This is a genomic window from Spirillospora sp. NBC_01491 (assembly GCF_036227065.1).
Taxonomy (GTDB): domain Bacteria; phylum Actinomycetota; class Actinomycetes; order Streptosporangiales; family Streptosporangiaceae; genus Spirillospora; species Spirillospora xylanilytica.
In genome coordinates, this window is sequence record NZ_CP109432.1 from 6,608,517 (window position 1) to 6,626,730 (window position 18,214).

The following is an 18,214-nucleotide window of genomic DNA, read 5'->3' on the forward strand; positions in this document are numbered from 1 at the left end:
AGTACGCGTACCCGTCGCAACAACCACACCCCCCACATCAGCAGCCGTACGGACAGTACGGGTCGTCTCAGCCGTACGGAGAGCCCCAGCCGTACGGGCCGTCCCAGCCGTACGGGCAGTACGCGCCCTCTCAGCCCTACGGGCAGTACGGGCCGCCGCCGGGGCGGGTGAGGCGGCCGTGGGTGGTGCCGATGCCTCCGGGCAGCCCGTACCACCGCATGGCCCGGACGGAAGTGCACCGCTGGTGGCGTCCGCTCGTCGGCAGCCTGGCGGTCGTGGTGGTCGGCTTCGCGGCGATCATCATGCTGATGGTCGTCCTGCTGGTGGCGGTCGCCGTGGTGACCGGGCGGGCGCCGGTGTCCGGCTCCGACGACGCGCTGTTCACGGACCCGACCGCCGACCTCGCCTTCAACCTCGCCTCCCTCGCGGTGTTCCTGCCGGTGGTGCTGGGCGCCGCCTGGCTGGTGCAGCGGCGCTCGCCCGGCACGCTGTCCTCGGTGGCCGGACGGCTGCGGCTGCGCTGGATGCTGGTGTGCTGCGGCGTGGCGATCGGGTTCTGCGCGGTGTCGTTCGGGGCGTCCTGGCTGGCGGGCACCCTGATGAACGACACCTCGGGGGCGGATGAGCACTGGGTCGGCTGGGGCGACTTCGCCGGCCCGGCCCTGGTGATCATCCTGCTGGTGCCGTTCCAGTCGGCCGCCGAGGAGTACGTCTTCCGCGGCTGGATCATCCAGGCGCTCGGCGCGTGCACGCTGGAGACCCGCAGGGGCAAGGTCGCACGCGCGTTCGGCGTGGTGTTCCGGACCCCCTGGCCCGGCATCGTCGTCGGCGCCGCCCTCTTCACGTCGGGGCACGGCTACACCGGCTGGGGGATGCTCGACATCTTCTTCTTCGGGGCGCTGTCCGGCTGGCTGGCGGTCCGGAGCGGCGGCCTTGAGGCGTCCATCGCCCTGCACGTCTTCAACAACCTGATGGCGTTCCTGCTCCCGGCGGCCGTCGGGACGCTCGACATCGAGCAGGGCGGGGTGCCCTGGCAGTACGTCCTCGCCGATGTCCTGCCGATGCTGCTGTACGCGGCCGTCATCGTCTGGCTGATGCGGCGGATGCGGATCCGGACCGTCACCGAGGGCCACGTGCCGGCGACGGCGGCCCTGGTGGACGCCCCCGCGACCGTCCCCGGGGACGCCTCGGCCGACACCCCACCCGCCCCATACGACCACGCCGGCCCCGGCGCCCCGTACGCCCCGTACAGTCCGTACAGTTCGTACGCCTCCGATGCGCCGAGCCTCCCGGACACCCCGACCGGTTCCAACGGCGCGTTGAACGGCGACCGCTGAGCGGGGCCGCCGGGCCTTAGGTGAGCAGGCCCCAGGCGGTCAGGGCTTCGAGGAGGCCGGGCGCGGTGGGCAGGGCCCTCAGCTCGGCGGACGTGACCCAGCGGGCGTCCGCGGCGTCGTCGCCCGCGCGCAGCGCGCCGCCGACCGCCGTCGCCGTGTAGTCGTGGATCACGTAGGTGACGCCGCCGGGGCCGGGCCGGTCGACCGTCCCGGCAAGGTCACCGACAGTGACGTCCAGGCCGGTCTCCTCCAGCAGCTCGCGGACGACGGCGGCGGCGTCGCCCTCGCCCGGCTCGACCCGGCCGCCGGGGATCGACCACAGCCCCTCGCCGGGCGGGTGCCCGCGCTTGACCAGCAGCCACCGACCGGCCTCGTCGCGGACGATCCCGCCGACGCACCGCACTCGTATCATCCTATTTCGCCCCTCCAGCCGCTGATATTCGTCCCGGAGAACTTGACGTGACGGGATCCGCCGCGCACTGTTGGTAATCATGAGGGCGGAGCCCACATGCCCGCGCTGCGCGGGTCCGCTGCACGAGCCGAGTCTCTGGTCGAGCGACTGGCAGTGCCCGGTGCACGGCACCGTACTGCCGAGACAGCCGTCCGGGCGGCCCGGCGCCGAGAGCCTCGCGGCCGTGCTGGACGACACCAGGGTCCCGGTCTGGACGCCCTGGCCGCTGCCGCTCGGCTGGCTGGTCACCGGGTTCGCCACCGCCGGCGACGAGCACACCGGGGCGAGGGCGTGCGCGGTCGCCCTGTCCGGGCCCGCGACGGTCAGCGGTCCCGCCGACCTGGTGCTGATCGCCGAGCAGCCCGGCGCCGGCCTCGGCTCCCACTACGCCGGCCTCGACGAGCCCGACCCCGGCGTCGGCTTCGACGCCGACCCGCCGCACGTCAAGCTGGACGTCAGCGGCCCGTCGGCGACATGCGGGCACACCGTGCCGATGTGGTCGGTGCCCACCCGGCCCGACCGCGCCGTCTACGTCGGCGAGGCCATGGGCGACTGGCTCTGGGCGGTGCTGTGGCCCGCGGAGGCCGGGGCGCTGATGCTGGCCCGTCCCAGCCTGCTCGATCTGCGCGAGCCCGGGATGAAGCCCGACCTCCCCTACGGCGCGCTCAGCCCCCGTCTCAACGGTGGTTGAGCGCAGGCCCCGCCGTCGCGCGCGGGCTGTTACAAAAGGGGCATGCGCATCGACCTGCACGCCCACAGCGACGTGTCGGACGGCACCCGTCCGCCTGCCGAGGTCGTTCGCCGCGCCAAGGCCGCCGGGCTGGACGTCCTCGCGCTCACCGACCATGACACCGTCGCGGGCTGGGGCGCCGCCGCGGCGGCCCTCCCGTCCGGGCTGACCCTGGTCCCGGGCGTCGAGCTGTCCTGCGAGCAGGACGGCGAGAGCCTGCACATGCTCGGCTACCTCTTCGACCGGGACGAGCCGGTGCTGGCCGCCGAGCTCGCCCGCATCCGCGACGGCCGGGTGGACCGGGCGCGGCTCATGGTGGACCGGCTCCGGGAACTCGGCGTGGACGTCACCTGGGAGGGGGTGCGGTCGCTCGCGCGCGGCGAGGCGGTCGGGCGCCCGCACATCGCCCGCGCCATGGTCGAGGCGGGCGCGGTCCGGACCGTCGACGCGGCGTTCACCAAGGAGTGGATCGCGTCCGGCGGTCGGGCCCACGCCGGCCGCTACGCGCCGGACCCGGTCCGGGCCGTGCGGCTGGTCCGCGCGGCGGGCGGCGCCTGCGTGCTGGCGCACCCGCGGGCGCGGCGCCGCGGCCACCTCGTCCCGGACGAGGTCATCGAGCGGCTGGCCGCCGCCGGGCTCACCGGCGTCGAGGTCGACCATCCCGACCACGCCCCGGACGACCGGGCCCGCCTCGCCGCACTGGCGGACCGGCTCGGCCTGGTCCGGACCGGCTCCAGCGACGATCACGGCGAGCCGACCGGCGACCGGCTCGGCGCCGAGACCACCGCCCCGGCGGCCTACGCGGCGCTGCGCGCCGCCGCGACGGGCGCCGTCCCGGTCACCGGCGGGGCCTGACGGCGCCCCGGCCAGGGGCGATCCCGGCCGGGCCGGACGGGTTCGGGGCGTGCCCCCGGGGGCTTGCGGAAGCACGGTAGGGTGCGGGGCGTGGACGCGCGCATCGAACAGGTCGTGACGTCGGGGAAGCTCACCCTGGACGACACCGAGTACGACGTCGAGAACAACACCTTCATCGTCGGCGACGATGACGAGGTGATCGTGATCGACCCGGCGTACGACGCCGAGGCCATCCTCGAGAAGGTCGGTGAGCGCGAGGTCATGGCCGTGCTCCTCACCGACGGCAACGAGCACCACCTCGCCGTGGCGCTCGAGGTGGCCGCCGCCGGCGAGGAGGACGAGGACGACTGGGCCCCCATCGCGCTGCACCGCGCCGACCGGCTGCTGTGGCGCGACTACTTCGGCCGCCTCGCCAAGGAGGAGGACGACGAGGACGACGCCAAGGCGCTGCGCTCCCTCGAGCCCGACATCTGGCTGGAGGACGGCGGGGTCTTCGAGATCGCCGACGTCGCCCTGGAGGTCATGCACACCCCCGGGCACACCCCGGGCAGCATGTGCGTGATCAGCGAGCAGCTCGGCGTGCTGTTCGCCGGCGACACCCTGCACCGCGGCCGGCCCGGCTCGATCGGCGGTGCCTACGACGACCTGCGCAAGCAGCTCAACTCCATCGGGGCGATGCTGACCCCGCTGCCCAAGGACCTGCGGGTCCTGCCCGGGCAGGGCGAGGAGACCACGGTCGGCGAAGAGGACGCCCGCTGGGAGACCTGGGGCGCCCTCGCCCGCGAGGGCGACGACGACTGACCCGGCCGCCGAAGGCCGGTTCGCCGCCGACCGACCCGGCGACTGCGACCGACTCGCCGACTGCGACCGACTCGCCGACTGCGACCGACTCGCCGACTGCGACTGACCCGGCTGCCGACGGCCGGCCCGGGCGCCGGGCGACCGAACCGGGCGGCTTCGCCGGCCGTCCGACCGCAGACCGACCCGCCAGGGAGCGCTGACCGTGGCCCCAGAGCAGCTTGGCTTCGAGGGCATGCCGCGCAAGCTCTACTCCTGCACGCCGTCGCGGCTGAACACCTGGCTCGACTGCCCGCGGCGCTACCGGATGACCTACCTCGACCGGCCGATGCCGTCCAAGGGTCCGCGGTGGGCGCACAACAGCGTCGGCTCGAGCGTGCACAACGCGCTGGCGGCCTGGTGGAAGCTGCCGCGGCCCGAGCGCACCCCCGAGATGGCCGGCACGCTGCTGATCCGCGGCTGGCTGACCGACGGGTTCCGGGACGAGGCGCAGTCCGCCGGGCAGCGCGACCGGGCCCGCGAGATGGTCGAGCGCTACGCGGCCGGGCTCGACCCGTCCGACGAGCCGCTCGGCGTCGAGCGGACGGTCGCCACCCGCACCGAGCAGATCGCGGTGTCGGGCCGGATCGACCGGCTCGACGCCCGCGGCCCCGAGCTGGTCGTGGTCGACTACAAGACCGGACGGCACGTCCTCACCGCCGACGACGCGCGGGGCTCCCTCGCGCTCGCGCTGTACGCGGTGGCCGCGTCTCGGGTGCTGCGCCGTCCGTGCCACCGGGTCGAGCTGCACCATCTGCCGTCCGGCGAGACCGCCGTCTGGGAGCACACCGACGCCTCGCTCGACCGGCACCTGCGCCGGGCCGAGCAGATCGCCGCCGAGGCCGCGGCGGCCGACGAGGCGTACAGGACGCGCCTCGGTCCCGTCCCGAAGCCGCGTTCGGGCGCGCAGCCGGCGATCGACCACGCCCCGTACGACGAGGTCTTCCCGCCCCGTCCGGGCAACCTGTGCTCCTGGTGCGACTTCGCCCGGCACTGCCCGGAGGGGACCCAGGCCGCCCCGCGCAAGGACCCTTGGGCCGCCCTCCCCGTCGAAGCCTGACCCGCCTGAGCCCGCGCCCGGCCCGTGAGGGTTCGGTGAACGCCTCGCGGGCCGGACGCGGGATGCGGGCCGGGGGTCAGGCCGGGATGAGGGCGGGGCGCTGGGGCCAGCGGCGTGGGTCGCGCAGGCCGTACAGGCCGCGGCCGAGGTCGTAGCCGTCGGCCGCGAGGCGCTGCCGGGCCCGGTCCAGCATGTCGCGGGTGGGCTTGGCGAACGCGTAGTCGTGCAGCCGCTCGGGCACCGCGCTGATCGTGGTGCGGAACGAGCGCAGCGCGGCCGTGACGGCCGGCTGGGGCACCTCGGGCAGCGCCCCGTACATCTGGCGGGCCCAGTCCGGCAGCGAGTAGTAGCAGAGCGCCCCGAACGGGAAGTAGCCGGGCTTTCCGGGATTGAGGAACTTGAGGTTCTCCGGCATCGTCGGCCACATCAGGAACCGGACGGTGGCCGCGGCCTCCTCGGTGACGCGGAGCTGCGGGCGCATCTCGGCGAGGTAGGACTCCATCTCCGCGACGCCGCCGGGCACGTCCTCGGCGTGCAGGCCCACGTAGGTGGCGGTGTGGCGCTGCTCGTCGAGGTACCTGTCAGCCATCGCGGCGGTGAGCGGCAGCCCGGACCTGCGGGCCACCTCCAGGTAGGAGTAGACCTCGGCGCAGTGCACCCAGCGGAGCAGCTCGGGCTGGTCGAGGCGCTCCTTCCTGCCGGTGTCGTGGTTGAGGATGCGCAGGCTGCGGTGGATCCCGCGGACGCGGGCGGCCAGCTCCTCGATCTCCTCGTGGCCGCCGAACGTGGCCATGCCCACGAAGTCGGCCGTCCGCTGGAGCCGGCCGAGGGGGTCCTCCTGGAAGTTGGAGTTCTGCCAGACGCCCCACATGGCCATGGGGTGCAGGGCTTGCAGCATGAGGCTGCGCACTCCGCCGATCCACATGGACCGGTCGATGTGGACGCGCCAGGTGACGCTTTCGGGTGGCTGGACCGTCGCCGACATTCGCACCTCGCCAGCTCGTGGGGGAGGGGCTCCCCGCATCAGCGTGAGACAAACTGAAGTAAGTGTGTCATTACTCGGACGCGGGCGCACCCCCGGCCCCCTCCGGGCGGGCTCGCGGGGCGAACGGTCAGGTCAGCGCACGCAGCGCTCGGCGTGGTTCCAGAAGTCGGTGAGCGCGCTCGCGGTGGTCTCCGGGGCGTCCACGGCGGGCGAGTGCGCGGCGCCCGGGATGACGACCCGGTCGGCGTCCAGCCGCTCGGCCATCGCGGCCTGCTCGCGCGGATCCCAGACGTCGTCGTCCTCGCCGTACAGCACCAGCGTCCGGAGTCCGGTGTCCTCGGCCGTCTTGGCCAGCTCGTCGACCCGGTCGGGCGCCGACAGCAGTTCGCCGGCCATGGCCACCAGCCCGGCCTCGGAGTTGCCGAGGGTGCGCCGCTTCAAGAAGCCGACGATCTCCGCGGGCAGCCCGCGGCGGGCCGCGTCCGGCTCCATGCTGAGCGCCCAGATCTGCTCCATGCCGAGCTGCGGCAGGGCGTCGCGCAGCGCCCGCGCCTTGGCGGCGGCCTGGCCGGTCACCGCGGCCGGGCCCGAGCTCATCAGCGTGACCGAGGCGGGCGGGACGGTCCCGGCGAGCACCGTCTCGCGGGCCACCAGCCCGCCGAAGGAGTGCCCGACCAGGTGCACCGGCTCGGGGCCGAGCACCTCGATCAGCGCGGCCAGATCGGCGCCCAGCGCGGACTTGGTGTAGGCGGCCGGGTCGTCCGGCCCCGCGGTCTCGCACTGCCCCCGCATGTCGATCGCCACGACGCGGCGGCCGGACGCGGCGAGCGTGTGCAGGACCGCGATGAAGTCCTCCTTGCTGCCGGTGTAGCCGGGCACCAGGAGGGCGGAGAGGCGATCGGGTACGCCCGACCCGGGGAGGGCCTCCAAAGCCGCGAAGGCGCCGCGGGAGGTCTCGACGGTCGTCCGGCGGACGCCGGGGGGCAGGGTCAGGAATCGGGGCGTACTCACAGGTCGCCACCATACTAAATGCGCCTCCGCGCACACCGGTCAACGGCCTTTGGTGGTAGCGTCCGTCCCGTGCAGGCATGCCGGTTCCCGTGTCCGGACGAGCCGTGCTGACGGCCGTGTCCGCGCACCGGCGCGACAGGGCGGGCCTGGCGGGGCTGCGCGAAGCCGTCGGCTCGGGCGCCGAGTACGTCGAGATCGACGTGCGCCGCACCGCCGACGCCCGGCTGGTCGTGCACCACGATCCGGCCGTGGCCGGCCTCCCGCTGAACCGCCTGACCTACGACCGGGTCCAAGAACTGTCCGAGCAGCCGGTGCCGCTGGTCACCGACGCCCTGGAGATCATGGCCGGCCGCACCCGCGGCCACCTCGACCTCAAGGAGCGCGGCTGCGAGCACGAGATGACCGGGCTCGCCCTGGAGGCGTTCGGCCCGGACGGTTTCGTGGTCACCACCGGGGAGGCCACCTCGATCGCCGAGATCAAGAAGGCGTTTCCGCAGGTCAAGACCGCTCTTTCGGTGGGCCGCAACCTCTGGGAGCGGGACGCGGTCAGCAACTTCGCCCCGCTGCCCTTCGTCCGCCGCGCCGGCGCCGACATGGTGGCGCTCAACCACCGGCTGGCCCGCATCGGCGTGCTGGGGCAGTGCGCCCGCGCTGGCATCCCCGCGATGATCTGGACGGTCAACGCCGAATCGCTGATGCGCCGCTTCCTCGCCGACCCGCGGGTGGCGGTGCTGGTCACCGACCATCCGTCCGCCGCCTTGACGCTCCGCGACCGCTACCGTCCCCGCGACCGCCCTCGGGACCGCGACTAGGTGTCCCCGGGCAGTACGACCAGGGCGCGCGGACGTACGTGGAGGGGCGGCGCGGGGGAGGTCCGCTAGCCGGAGACGCTCGCCCGGCCGTTCTCCAGATGGCCCATCAGGCGGCGCCGGAACGCGGCGTCCTCGGCGGTCTTGATCTCCACGTCGTACCAGCCGTGCCGGGTCCGCCACTGGACGGTGGCGCGGCGGCCGGGCGCGACGGTCACCTTCCGGGCGGCCGTGCCGTACGCCAGCGCCGCGAGCGTGAACGTGAGCGGACGGGACCCCGAGTTCGCCAGCGTGATCACGAGATGCCGGGCGTCCGCCGTCCCGGCCGAGGCCACCGCCGCCGTGGCCGCCGGTCCGGCCGTCGCGCCGGCGAACTCGCGGCGGAACCCGTTCGCCCCGGTGAGGGTGAGCCGGTAGTGGCCGCCCGCGGGCGTGATCCGCTCTGTGCGCCGTCCCGACACGTCGAAGTGGCGCGGGGTGCCGAACTCCTTCGCGTACGGGTAGAGCGCGAAATGGGACGGGCGGGCGCCCCGTCCGTCCAGGGTGACGGTCAGCGCGCCGCCCTCCAGCCGCGCGGACGCCTCGGGCCGGTACGGGAGGGGCCGGGCGGGACGGGTACCGGGCTCGGGCGCCGGGCCCTTCTGCGCGACCGGGGGCAGCGGCGGCCAGCGGAAGTGGAACTGCGGCGGCTTCCCCGGCCGCGCCGGAGTCTGCGGGCGGGCGGCCCGCTGGAAGTCGAACGCCGAGGTCAGGTCGCCCGCGACGGTGCGGCGCCAGGGGCTGATGTTGGGCTCGCGGACGCCCAGCCACCGCTCCAGGAACCGGATCGTGGAGGTGTGGTCGAACACCTCCGAGCACACGTGGCCGCCCGCCGACCACGGCGAGACCACGGTCATCGGGACCCGGAAGCCCAGCCCGATGGGCTTGCCGTCCACGTGCTCGCCGTCCGCGTCCGCGGGCGGCAGCGGCGGCGGGACGTGGTCGAAGTAGCCGTCGTTCTCGTCGAACAACAGGAAGACCGCCGTCGACTCCCAGACGCTCGGGTGCGAGGCGATCGCGTCGAGCACCTGGTAGGTGATGCCCGCGCCCTGGATCGGGCTGCCGGAGCCCGGGTGCTCGGACTCGGCGGCCGACGCCACGATGTAGGACACCTCGGGCAGCCGCCCCGCGGCGACGTCGGCCCGGAACGCGGCGCCCAGCGTGCCGCCCTCCACCCGCCGCAGCGCCCGCTCGAACAGCTCGCGCTCGGCGGCCGGCAGCGCGGCGACGCCCTGGTCGAGGGCGGCCAGCAGCCGTTTGCGCTCGTCCGCCCCGGCCTTGCCGACCGCGCCGTAGAAGTCGGTGAGGCTCTGGTACGACCCGGCCGGCGCGAGCGCCTTCCGCATGATCTTCTTGAACGTGGTCAGGAACTCCAGCGAGTTGTCGGTGAAGTTGTCCCACTCCTGGTAGACGCGCCAGGTACGGCCCGCAGCGGAGAGCCGTTCGGCGTAGGAGGTGAGGGCGTAGCCGGGGTGGGTGGCCTCGGCGTAGGCGTCGTTCTCGATCGCGCGGCGGCCGTCCGGCTCGGACCCGATGGTGCCGGTCCAGTGGTAGGTCCGGTTGGGGTTGGTCGGCCCGAACACCGAGGAGTGGTAGGCGTCGCAGATGGTGAAGGTGTCGGCCAGCTCGTACTGGAACGGCAGGTCGCGGCGGTCGTAGTGGACCATCGTGGGCATCAGCTTGGCGGCGATCCAGCCGTTGTGCCAGCCGTTCCCGCGGGCCCGCTGCCCGCCGTCCCAGGAGTGGTCCAGCCCGGAGATGTAGTTGACGTCGGTGAGCGGGCCGTGCCCGATCGCGTCGCGGGCGAGGAACGGCTTGACGTGCCGCAGCAGGCCGGGCTGCTCGAACACCGGATGCCCGTCGGGCAGCTCGACGGCGTTGCGGTCGGCGAATCCGCGGACCCCGCGCAGCGTGCCGAAGTAGTGGTCGAACGAGCGGTTCTCCTGCATCAGGAAGACCACGTGCTCGATCGCGCCGAGCCCGCCGGGCGGGAGCGGGCGGGCGAGGGCGGCGTGCACCGAGGGGGGCAGCAGGGAGGCGGCGGCGGCGCCCCCGGCGACGGCGGCGCCGGAGGCGAGGAGGGAACGGCGGGACGGGCCTGTGCTCATGCCGAGTAGCGTCCGGCCGCATGGTTACGGGAGGGCTGCGATCGGATGTCGCCCCGATAACGAACATGAAAGACATTCATGCTGACCGGGCGTACCGCGAGACCACGGGTGGATTCTCGTGATCTCGCAGTGGCCGGGCCCGGGGCGCCCGAAGGCGCCCGCGGGTCAGGCGGTCGGCGATGCCTCGGCGGCTGCCGGGGCGCCGTCGCCGGACGGCTTGCCGGCACGGGTCCGGCGACGGGGCCGGCTCCGCTTGCGCTCGGTCGCGGCCTGGTCGGACGCGGCGTTCTGGCCGCCGTCGTCCTGCCCCGGGCCACTGCCCGCGGCGCCCGCCGTTCCGGAGGCGGCCTTGGTGCCGGACGTGCTCGCCGCCTTCGGCTCGCCGCCGTCCGCGCCGTCCGCGCCGGCCTCGACGGGCCTGCCGCCGCGGGTCCGGGAGCGGGGGCGCTTGGTGCGCCGCCGGGGCCGCTCGCGCTCCTCTTCGTGATCGCGGTCGTTGCCGCGGTCGTGGCCGCCGCTCCGTCCGGTCGAGCGGGTCTTGCCGGTCTCGCCGATGTCCTCCAGCTCCTCGGCGTCCAGCCCGGCCCGCTCGCCGCGCTGCTCCTTGGGGAGCTTGCCCTTGGTGCCGGCCGGGATCCCCAGCGCGGTGAAGAAGTGCTCGGAGGTGGAGTAGGTCTCCTCCGGGGTAGCGAACGGCAGGTCGAGGGTGCTGTTGATCAGCTTCCACCGGGTCAGGTCGGCCCAGTCGACCAGCGTGACCGAGATGCCCTCCTTGCCCGCGCGACCGGTGCGGCCGATGCGGTGCACGTAGGTGTCGGCGCTGTCGGGGCACTCGAAGTTGACCACGTGCGTGACGTCGTCCACGTCGAGCCCGCGCGCCGCCACGTCGGTGGCGACCAGCACGTCGATCTTGCCGCTGCGGAACGCGCGGAGCGCCCGCTCGCGCTGGCCCTGCCCGAGGTCGCCGTGCACGGCCGCCGCGGAGAACCCGCGCTGGACGAGATCGGCGGCGACCCGGTCACAGGCCCGCTTGGTCTGGCAGAACACCATGGTCAGCCCATGGCCCTCGGCCTGGAGTAGCCGGGCCACCATCTCGGGCTTGTCCATCTGGTGCGCCTGGAAGACGTGCTGGACGACCTGCGGGGTGGCCTCGGACTCGCTGTGCGACTCGGCCCGCACGTTGGTCGGCCGGGTCAGGTAGCGGCGCGACAGCGCCACGATCTCGCCCGGCATGGTGGCCGAGAACAGCATGGTCTGGCGCTGCTTGGGGATCCGCTCGACGATCCGCTCGATGTCGGGCAGGAAGCCCAGGTCGAGCATCCGGTCGGCCTCGTCGAGCACCAGGATGCCGACCTGCGACAGGTCCAGGTGCTTCTGCTTGACCAGGTCGAGCAGCCGGCCCGGGGTGCCGACGACGACGTCGACGCCCTCGCGGAGCGCCTCGATCTGCGGTTCGTAGGCCCGCCCGCCGTACACCGACAGCACGCGGCTGCCGAGCTTGCCGCCGGCGACCAGCAGGTCGTCGGTGACCTGGAGGGCCAGTTCACGGGTCGGCGCGACGACCAGGGCCTGCGGCTTCTTGCCGCCGTGCTCGATGCGCTGGAGCAGCGCCGCGCCGAAGGCGAGCGTCTTGCCGGTGCCCGTGCGGGCCTGTCCGATGATGTCATGGCCGCCCAGCGCGATCGGCAGGGCGAGCTCCTGGATGGGGAACGCTTCGACGATGCCCTCGGCTCGCAGGGCATCGGCTATCTCGGGTACGACCCCGAGTTCTAGAAAGGTAGTCAGGGCTTTCAGCCTCCAAAAGTGCGGGGTCCTCGCTCCCCGGTGCGGCGCTGCTCGGTGCCCGGCGGGGCCGGATGCCGATGGGCCAGGCCGTTCAAGGACACGGTCCGTGCCGGTCGGGCTCGGCGTCTGTCGCGGGCCCGCCGGTCGCTTTCCGTGACCGCGCGCTCGCGCGGGAGGGACCAGCCGTCGATCAAATTTCTCGGCGACCGCAGTCAGGGGTTGAGATGCAGTCACTCGCTGTGGCTGCGTGCGGTCACACTCCGCCACGCAGTGTACCGACCGTTGATTGTCTACACCAATAGCCGATCACCAGTGTTAACGGTTCCCCCTCGCGTGGTATTCCATGCCCCCCGTCCGGCAGGCCTTGCCAGGAACGCACACGGGACGTCCGGACGGGCCGGACGGGGCCGGTGAAGCGGCCACATCCGGACAAAAGATGGCGCTAAAGGATCTTCCGTTCGACGGTCCGGACCCCCGTTCCGGGTCGGATCCTGACATTCTTGGATCCGCCAGAATCCGCGGGAGCACCCGGGACGGCGAGAAGAACGGAGACGTATGCGGGCGAGGTTGAAGGGCGTGCTGGCCGTGGCGGCGGTCGCCGCGACGGTGGCCGGGGCGTCCGGCTGCTCCTCATCGGACGGCGCGAAGGGGCGGGGGAGGCCGGCCGACGGCCCGCTCGTCGAGCAGGACAACACGTCCCATCCCGAGCAGAAGGTCCAGCTCAAGAACGCCCAGTACGTGAAGATCGCCGGGCTGCCCGACGCCGCCGCGGCCAAGCGGCTCGACCAGGCCCTGCGCAGCCCCCTCGACTGGGCGGTCCAGTGGGCCGGCGCCACCCTGCTCAAGGAGCAGCGCGCCGAGTGCGGGGGGCGTTCCAGCGTCATCCAGACCAACGTGCGGATGGGGCTGCGCGGCGAGGTGGTGTCGGTCGCCAACGCCATCCAGATGGTGCCCTGCTACGACGGCGAGGGCGGGCTGCCCACCGTCCCGGTCACCGTCGACCTCAAGGCCGGGAAGGTCCTGGAGCCCGAGGACCTGTTTACCTCCAAGACGCTGGGCGAGGACGGGCTGAAGAAGCTGTTCGACCGGCTGTCGGGTCCCAAGGACGACTGGACGGACTGCGAACTGGAGGTCCCGCAGCGCAAGGACTTCTCCGCGGGCAAGCGCGACGGCGACCCGATCGAGTCGCCCGCGCCCGCCGGGGTGCTGTTCACCCCGCAGGGCATGGAGCTCATCTGGTCCACCACGGGCACCGACTGCAACAACTTCACCTTCACCGCGCCGTACTCCAAGGTGAAGGACCTGATCAAGCCCGAGATCTACCCCCGCCTCCTCGCCGCGGCGGGCGCGAAGTGACCACCCGCCCGGCCTGGGCGGACGGGACGCGCGACGCACCGGCGAGCGGACGGACAGGGCGACGGGCGACGGACAGCGCGACGGGCGCGGACGGCCGAACCGACGGGCGAACGGACTGACGGGCGGGTGTGCGGATGGGCGATCGATGGCGGGTCGAGGGGTTCACCGAGGTCCGCGAGCTCGGCTCGGGCGCGCAGGGCCGGGTCGTGCTGGCCCGCCACGCCACCGCCGGCACCCCGGTGGCGATCAAGTACCTGACCCGGCGGGACGGTGACGAGGCCGCGGTCGAGCGGCTGCGCGACGAGGCGGTCATGCTCGGCCGGGTGACCGACCCGCACGTGGTCCGGCTCTACCGGTTCGTGTCCGGCACGGACGGCTGCGCACTGGTGATGGAGGCGGTGAACGGGGTCCCGCTCCGGACCGTCCTGGCCGAGCACGGAACGCTGGCGCCCGAGGCCGCGCTGACCGTGCTCAAGGGGTCGCTGCTGGGCCTGGCGGCGGCGCACGACGCCGGCGTGGTGCACCGCGACTACAAGCCCGCGAACGTCGTCGTCCAGGCCGACGGGCTGAGCAAGCTGATCGACTTCGGGATCGCGACGTTCGCCGGGGAGGGCGCCGGGGCCGGCACGCCCGCCTACATGGCCCCCGAGCAGTGGCGGAAGCGCCCCGCCTCGCCCGAGACCGACGTGTACGCGGCGACCTGCGTGTTCTTCGAGTGCGTCACCGGGCACCGCCCGTACGCGGGCGGCGACGTGGCGGCGCTGGCGGCGGGCCATCTGAGCGGGCCCGTCCCGGCCGGGGAGGTACCGGAGGCGCTGCGCGACCTGGTCGCCCGGGGAATGGCCAAGTCCGCTGAGGACCGTCCGCCCGGTGCCGCGGCCTTCGTCGCCGAACTGGAGACGGCGGCCCGCGCGGCGTACGGCCCGGACTGGGAGCGGCAGGGCGTGCGCGCCCTGGCCGGGGCGGCGGTGGCCCTCGCGGCGGTCTTCCCGCTGATCGCCGCGGGCCTCGCCCCGGCGGGAGGCGCCGCCGCGACCGCGGTGGCGGCGGGCGGCACGGCGGCCGGCGGGGCTGTCGCAGGCGGGGCGGCGGCAAGCGGCACTGCGGCCGGCGGGGCGGCGGCGGGCGGTACCGCGGCAGGCGGGGCGATGGCCGGGGGCGGCGGGCTGCTGGCGGCGACCGGCGCCAAGGTCGCGGTCGCGGTGGCCGCGTCGGCGGCCGTCGCGGCGGGCGGCGCCGGGGTCTACGCCGTGAGCGGCCCCCAGGGCGGCCAGGATGGACGGCCCACGGTGCGGGCCGCCGCGATCACCGTCACCAGGGCCGGGCACACCAGGACGTTCAACCGTCCGGCGACCGAGGTCAGGCTGAGCTACCCGCGCGTGTCAGGCCTCGGCCGCCCCGCCGTGGAGGCGGCCGTCAACAAGGTGCTGAGGAACGCGGTGGAGGAGATGGCCGATGACGTCGCCGGCGACATCGCGTCGTTCAGCGGGCCCTCGGACCGGCCGACCCCGTTCCGTCCGTCCGACTCGTACGAGACCGGGATCACCGGCCCGCGGCTCTTCTCGGTGCGTTATCAGTTCACCGATACCCAGAGGAACACGGGCTCGCCGTTCACCGTCAACGCCGACCTGACCACCGGCCGGAAGCTGGAGACGCGCGACCTGCTGCTGCCCGCGGTGATCACCACGGCGGGGGCCCGCACGCTGACCCGCCTGCTGGAGCGGTACGGGCCGGGCGGCGGCTCGCTGTGCGAGCAAGGAGGATCGGGCTTCAAGGAGAAACCCTGGGAGACCGATCCGACGCCCCCCCGGGACCTCTCCGCCGAGAACCTCTCGAAGGGGACGGACCTGCTGCTGGGCAAGCGGGGGGCCGAGTTCCACATCCCGCTGTTCGACCTGGGCTACAGCATGGCCTGCGTCCGGTCGCGGACGCCGATCGTGGTGCCCTACGAGCGGCTGCGCGACGTCCTGCGGCCCGATGTCCTCGCCGCGGCCGGCGCGCCGTCCGGTACGCCGTCACCAAAGCGCTCCTGACCGTACGCGGGGCGCGGGGGGCGGGGCGCGGGGGCGGGCGCGGGCTCAGGGGCGCTGGGAGCCGCCGAAACCGACGGTGCGGCCCTCCTCCTCGGTGATCTCCAGGTAGCCGACCCGGTCGGCGGGGACGACCACCCGGCCGCCGCGCTGGTCCTTGAGCACGAAGACGCCGTGCTCATCGGCCAGCGCGTCGGCCAGCGCCCGCTCCACCTCGTCGGCGGACCGCGCGGTCTCGACCACGAGCTCCTTGGGCACGAACTGGACGCCGATGCGAACCTGCACGCGATGCTCCTGTGTCCATCCGCCCCGCCGACGGCCGGCGGGGGCTGCCCCCGATGGTCGCACGGAGATCACCGGATCCGCGGCCCGGCGGCTTCGCCCCGAGTGAAACCGGCCCGGAACGGCCGTGGGGCGCCCCGGTCAGTTCGGGAGGGGGAAGCCGGAGATGCCGCGCCAGGCCAGCCGGGCGATGATCTTCTCGGCGGTGTCCTTGGAGATGGCCCGGTGCTGCGAGAGCCAGTAGCGGGCGCTGACCTCGGCCATGCCGACCAGGCCCATGCCGAGCAGGTGCGCCTCGTCGGCGGGTGCGTCGGTGTCCTCGACGATCACCTGGGCGATCATCTCGGCGCACTGCTGGTTGGCCCGCTCGACCCGGGCCCGGACCGGGGCCACGTTGCGCAGGTCGGACTCGAAGACCAGCCGGTACGCCTCGCCCTCACCCGACACGAAGTCGTAGAACGCCTGCATGCTGGCCTGCACCCGCAGCTTGTTGACCGAGGTGGACTCCAGCGCGTCGCGGACGGTCTTGACCAGTGCCTCGGCGTGCTCGTCGAGCAGGGCCAGGTAGAGCTCCAGCTTGCCGGGAAAGTGCTGGTAGAGCACGGGCTTGCTGACGCCCGCTCGTTCGGCGATCTCGTCCATCGCCGCGGCGTGATAGCCCTGGGCGACGAACACCTCCTGGGCCGCGCCGAGCAGTTGCCTGCGGCGCGCCAGTCGCGGCAGTCTCGTGCCACGGGGGCGGGCGTCCGGGGTCGCGGTCACCACACTCTCCGATCACCGAATCAGTGCGACGGTCAGAGGGGGACCCGTCGCGGGGAATCAATCCCATCATCCTACGCGCCGGTAACCTTGCTGGTCACCAACAATGCCGAGGACGTTCCTCGCATTCGCCCTCTCCTTCGTCCCCGCCACCGCCCGCCCGCCGCCGCTTCCGGGGTCAGCGGTAGTCCTCCTCGTCGATCTCGACCACCCGCTTCTGCTCGGCGGCGTCGGCCTCGTCGACGTCGTCGGGGACCTGCTCGGGCCACTCGTCCCGGTCCTCGCCGTCCACCAGGGCGGCCCGCTGCTCGGCGGCGTCGGCCTCCTGCGCCTCGTCCGGCGTCTCGGGCCCGGTCTCGCTGGTCTCGCTCATCACGCGTCCTCCCCCTCAGAGGCGTCCGGCCAGTTCCCGGAGCGGCGCCTCGATCGATTCGCCGAAGGTCGGGAACGCGTGCACGACATCGGTGAGCAGGCTCAACGGCGTCTCGGCACGGATGGCCAGTGCGATCTCGCTCATCCACTCCTCAGCGTAGAGCCCGGCGGCGGCGGCGCCGATCAGCAGCCCGCTGGAGCGATCGGCGTAGAGCTCCACCCGGCCCGGGCCTTCGGCCTCCACCCTCGCGCGGGCCGTCGCGGCCAGGTCGTACCCGGCCGTGAGCAGGTCCAAGCCCAGTTCGGCGGCCCGCCGGGGCGGCAGCCCCACCGAGTAGACCGTCGGCGTCGTGTGGACGACCCGCGGGATCGCCCGGTAGTCGGCCTCCCGGTGCTCGCCGAGCACGTTGGAGACGACCACGCGCGCCTGGTAGCGGGCGGCGTGCGCCGTGCGGGCGACGCCGGTCACGTCGCCGGCGGCCCACACCCCGCCCGGCGCGTCCTCCCCGGCCGGCACCCGGCAGGTCCCGTCCACCGGCAGCGCGCGGCCGGGCTCGACGGGGACGCCGAGCGACTCCAGACCCAGCCCGTCCACCTGGGGACGGCGTCCGGCGGCGACCAGGACCCGGTCGGCCTCGAGCGTCCCGCCGTCCGACAGCCACAGCCGCGCCCCGGCGTCCTCGCGCTCCATCCGCGCGACCCCGGCGCCGAGCCGCACGTCGACGCCCATCCGGCGGAGCGCGCCCGCCAGCGCCTCCCCGGTGAAGGGCGCCTCGTCGGTCAGCAGCCGCCCGGCCTCCTCGACGATCGCGACCTGGGAGCCGAACGCCGCGTACACCTGGGCCAGCTCGCAGCCGACCGGGCCGCCGCCGAGGATCACCAGCCGGCGCGGCAGGTCGGGCAGGGCGAGGGCCTCGTCGCTGGTCCACGTCGGCACCTCGGCCAGCCCGTCGACGGCGGGGACGGCGGGTTCGCTGCCGGTGCACACGACCAGGTCGGTGAACCCGTGCTCGGTCCCGCCCACCTCGATCAGGCCGGGCCCGGTGACCCGGCCCCGGCCGCGCAGCATGGTCACGCCGTCGCCCGTCAGCCGCGCCGCCGCGCCGTCGTCAGCCCGGTGGCGGGCGGCCTCGTCGCGGCGGGCGACGGCCAGCTCCCAGGTCTCGCCGCGCCGCGCCGACAGCAGCAGCGACTTGGACGGGACGCAGGCGTAGTACGGCGACTCCCCGCCGACCAGCCGGTTCTCCACGAGCGCCACGATCCGTCCGGCCCTGGCAAGCTGCGAGGCCGCGAGCTCGCCCGCGCTGCCCCCGCCCAGCACCACGACGTCGAAGCGATGGTTCTGCGACACCTTGCTCAACTCCTCGGTCACGCTGTTCCCGCCTGCACATGGTGACGGAAGGCGGCG

18 protein-coding genes are annotated in these 18,214 nt (G+C 74.0%); 9 read left to right on the top strand and 9 right to left on the bottom strand.

Annotated features, from left to right (window positions below; genetic code table 11):
* Nucleotides 1-218: 218 nt before the first annotated feature.
* A complete protein-coding gene (locus OHA34_RS30705) occupies nucleotides 219-1,337 on the top strand; it encodes a CPBP family intramembrane glutamic endopeptidase (protein WP_329519662.1) in 1,119 nt (372 codons plus the stop codon).
* 16 nt (nucleotides 1,338-1,353) lie between these two features.
* On the opposite strand, the gene OHA34_RS30710 is transcribed toward OHA34_RS30705, so the two are convergent.
* Entirely contained in the window at nucleotides 1,354-1,749 is a 396-nt protein-coding gene (locus OHA34_RS30710; protein ID WP_285937870.1) for an NUDIX hydrolase, read from the bottom strand.
* 79 nt (nucleotides 1,750-1,828) lie between these two features.
* Here OHA34_RS30710 and OHA34_RS30715 point away from each other — a divergent pair, with 79 nt between their 5' ends.
* The 4 genes from OHA34_RS30715 (at nucleotide 1,829) to OHA34_RS30730 (ending at nucleotide 5,270) form a co-directional block, all read left to right on the top strand.
* The gene (locus OHA34_RS30715; protein WP_285937869.1) at nucleotides 1,829-2,479 is read left to right on the top strand and encodes a DUF6758 family protein; all 651 of its coding nucleotides are present in this window, start codon (nucleotides 1,829-1,831) and stop codon (nucleotides 2,477-2,479) included.
* 42 nt (nucleotides 2,480-2,521) lie between these two features.
* Complete coding sequence (locus OHA34_RS30720; RefSeq protein WP_329519663.1) at nucleotides 2,522-3,373, top strand: PHP domain-containing protein; 852 nt, start codon at nucleotides 2,522-2,524, stop codon at nucleotides 3,371-3,373.
* A 90-nt stretch (nucleotides 3,374-3,463) separates the two neighbouring features.
* Nucleotides 3,464-4,174, top strand: a complete 711-nt coding sequence (locus OHA34_RS30725; RefSeq protein ID WP_285937867.1) for an MBL fold metallo-hydrolase — start codon at nucleotides 3,464-3,466, stop codon at nucleotides 4,172-4,174.
* 202 nt (nucleotides 4,175-4,376) lie between these two features.
* Nucleotides 4,377-5,270, top strand: coding sequence for a RecB family exonuclease (locus OHA34_RS30730; protein ID WP_329519664.1), 894 nt, complete (start codon nucleotides 4,377-4,379; stop codon nucleotides 5,268-5,270).
* 76 nt (nucleotides 5,271-5,346) lie between these two features.
* Here the strand turns inward: OHA34_RS30730 and OHA34_RS30735 are convergent, their stop codons facing one another.
* Entirely contained in the window at nucleotides 5,347-6,255 is a 909-nt protein-coding gene (locus OHA34_RS30735; RefSeq protein WP_285937865.1) for an oxygenase MpaB family protein, read from the bottom strand.
* A gap of 132 nt (nucleotides 6,256-6,387) precedes the next feature.
* The gene (locus OHA34_RS30740) at nucleotides 6,388-7,266 is read right to left on the bottom strand and encodes an alpha/beta fold hydrolase (protein WP_285937864.1); all 879 of its coding nucleotides are present in this window, start codon (nucleotides 7,264-7,266) and stop codon (nucleotides 6,388-6,390) included.
* 77 nt (nucleotides 7,267-7,343) lie between these two features.
* On the opposite strand from OHA34_RS30740, the gene OHA34_RS30745 reads away from it, so the two are divergent.
* Complete coding sequence (locus OHA34_RS30745; RefSeq protein WP_285937863.1) at nucleotides 7,344-8,078, top strand: glycerophosphodiester phosphodiesterase; 735 nt, start codon at nucleotides 7,344-7,346, stop codon at nucleotides 8,076-8,078.
* A gap of 65 nt (nucleotides 8,079-8,143) precedes the next feature.
* Here the strand turns inward: OHA34_RS30745 and OHA34_RS30750 are convergent, their stop codons facing one another.
* Nucleotides 8,144-10,222, bottom strand: a complete 2,079-nt coding sequence (locus tag OHA34_RS30750; RefSeq protein ID WP_329519665.1) for a phosphocholine-specific phospholipase C — start codon at nucleotides 10,220-10,222, stop codon at nucleotides 8,144-8,146.
* A 165-nt stretch (nucleotides 10,223-10,387) separates the two neighbouring features.
* The gene (locus OHA34_RS30755) at nucleotides 10,388-11,899 is read right to left on the bottom strand and encodes a DEAD/DEAH box helicase (RefSeq protein WP_285938604.1); all 1,512 of its coding nucleotides are present in this window, start codon (nucleotides 11,897-11,899) and stop codon (nucleotides 10,388-10,390) included.
* Here OHA34_RS30755 and OHA34_RS30760 point away from each other — a divergent pair.
* From OHA34_RS30760 to OHA34_RS30770, 3 genes are all read left to right on the top strand, one after another.
* Entirely contained in the window at nucleotides 11,810-11,995 is a 186-nt protein-coding gene (locus OHA34_RS30760; protein ID WP_285938635.1) for a hypothetical protein, read from the top strand. The two genes, OHA34_RS30755 and OHA34_RS30760, sit on opposite strands and share 90 nt — an antisense overlap.
* 567 nt (nucleotides 11,996-12,562) lie before the next feature.
* A complete protein-coding gene (locus OHA34_RS30765; protein WP_329519666.1) occupies nucleotides 12,563-13,363 on the top strand; it encodes a hypothetical protein in 801 nt (266 codons plus the stop codon).
* Between the two features lie 134 nt (nucleotides 13,364-13,497).
* Nucleotides 13,498-15,396, top strand: coding sequence for a protein kinase domain-containing protein (locus OHA34_RS30770; protein ID WP_329519667.1), 1,899 nt, complete (start codon nucleotides 13,498-13,500; stop codon nucleotides 15,394-15,396).
* A 45-nt stretch (nucleotides 15,397-15,441) separates the two neighbouring features.
* Here OHA34_RS30770 and OHA34_RS30775 read toward each other — a convergent pair whose 3' ends face one another.
* The 4 genes from OHA34_RS30775 to OHA34_RS30790 form a co-directional block, all read right to left on the bottom strand.
* Nucleotides 15,442-15,678, bottom strand: coding sequence for a DUF3107 domain-containing protein (locus OHA34_RS30775; protein ID WP_285937859.1), 237 nt, complete (start codon nucleotides 15,676-15,678; stop codon nucleotides 15,442-15,444).
* A 138-nt stretch (nucleotides 15,679-15,816) separates the two neighbouring features.
* The gene (locus tag OHA34_RS30780) at nucleotides 15,817-16,437 is read right to left on the bottom strand and encodes a TetR/AcrR family transcriptional regulator (protein ID WP_285937858.1); all 621 of its coding nucleotides are present in this window, start codon (nucleotides 16,435-16,437) and stop codon (nucleotides 15,817-15,819) included.
* A 175-nt stretch (nucleotides 16,438-16,612) separates the two neighbouring features.
* Complete coding sequence (locus OHA34_RS30785; RefSeq protein WP_285937857.1) at nucleotides 16,613-16,807, bottom strand: hypothetical protein; 195 nt, start codon at nucleotides 16,805-16,807, stop codon at nucleotides 16,613-16,615.
* A 15-nt stretch (nucleotides 16,808-16,822) separates the two neighbouring features.
* The gene (locus OHA34_RS30790) at nucleotides 16,823-18,178 is read right to left on the bottom strand and encodes a dihydrolipoyl dehydrogenase family protein (protein WP_285937856.1); all 1,356 of its coding nucleotides are present in this window, start codon (nucleotides 18,176-18,178) and stop codon (nucleotides 16,823-16,825) included.
* Nucleotides 18,179-18,214: the final 36 nt, after the last annotated feature.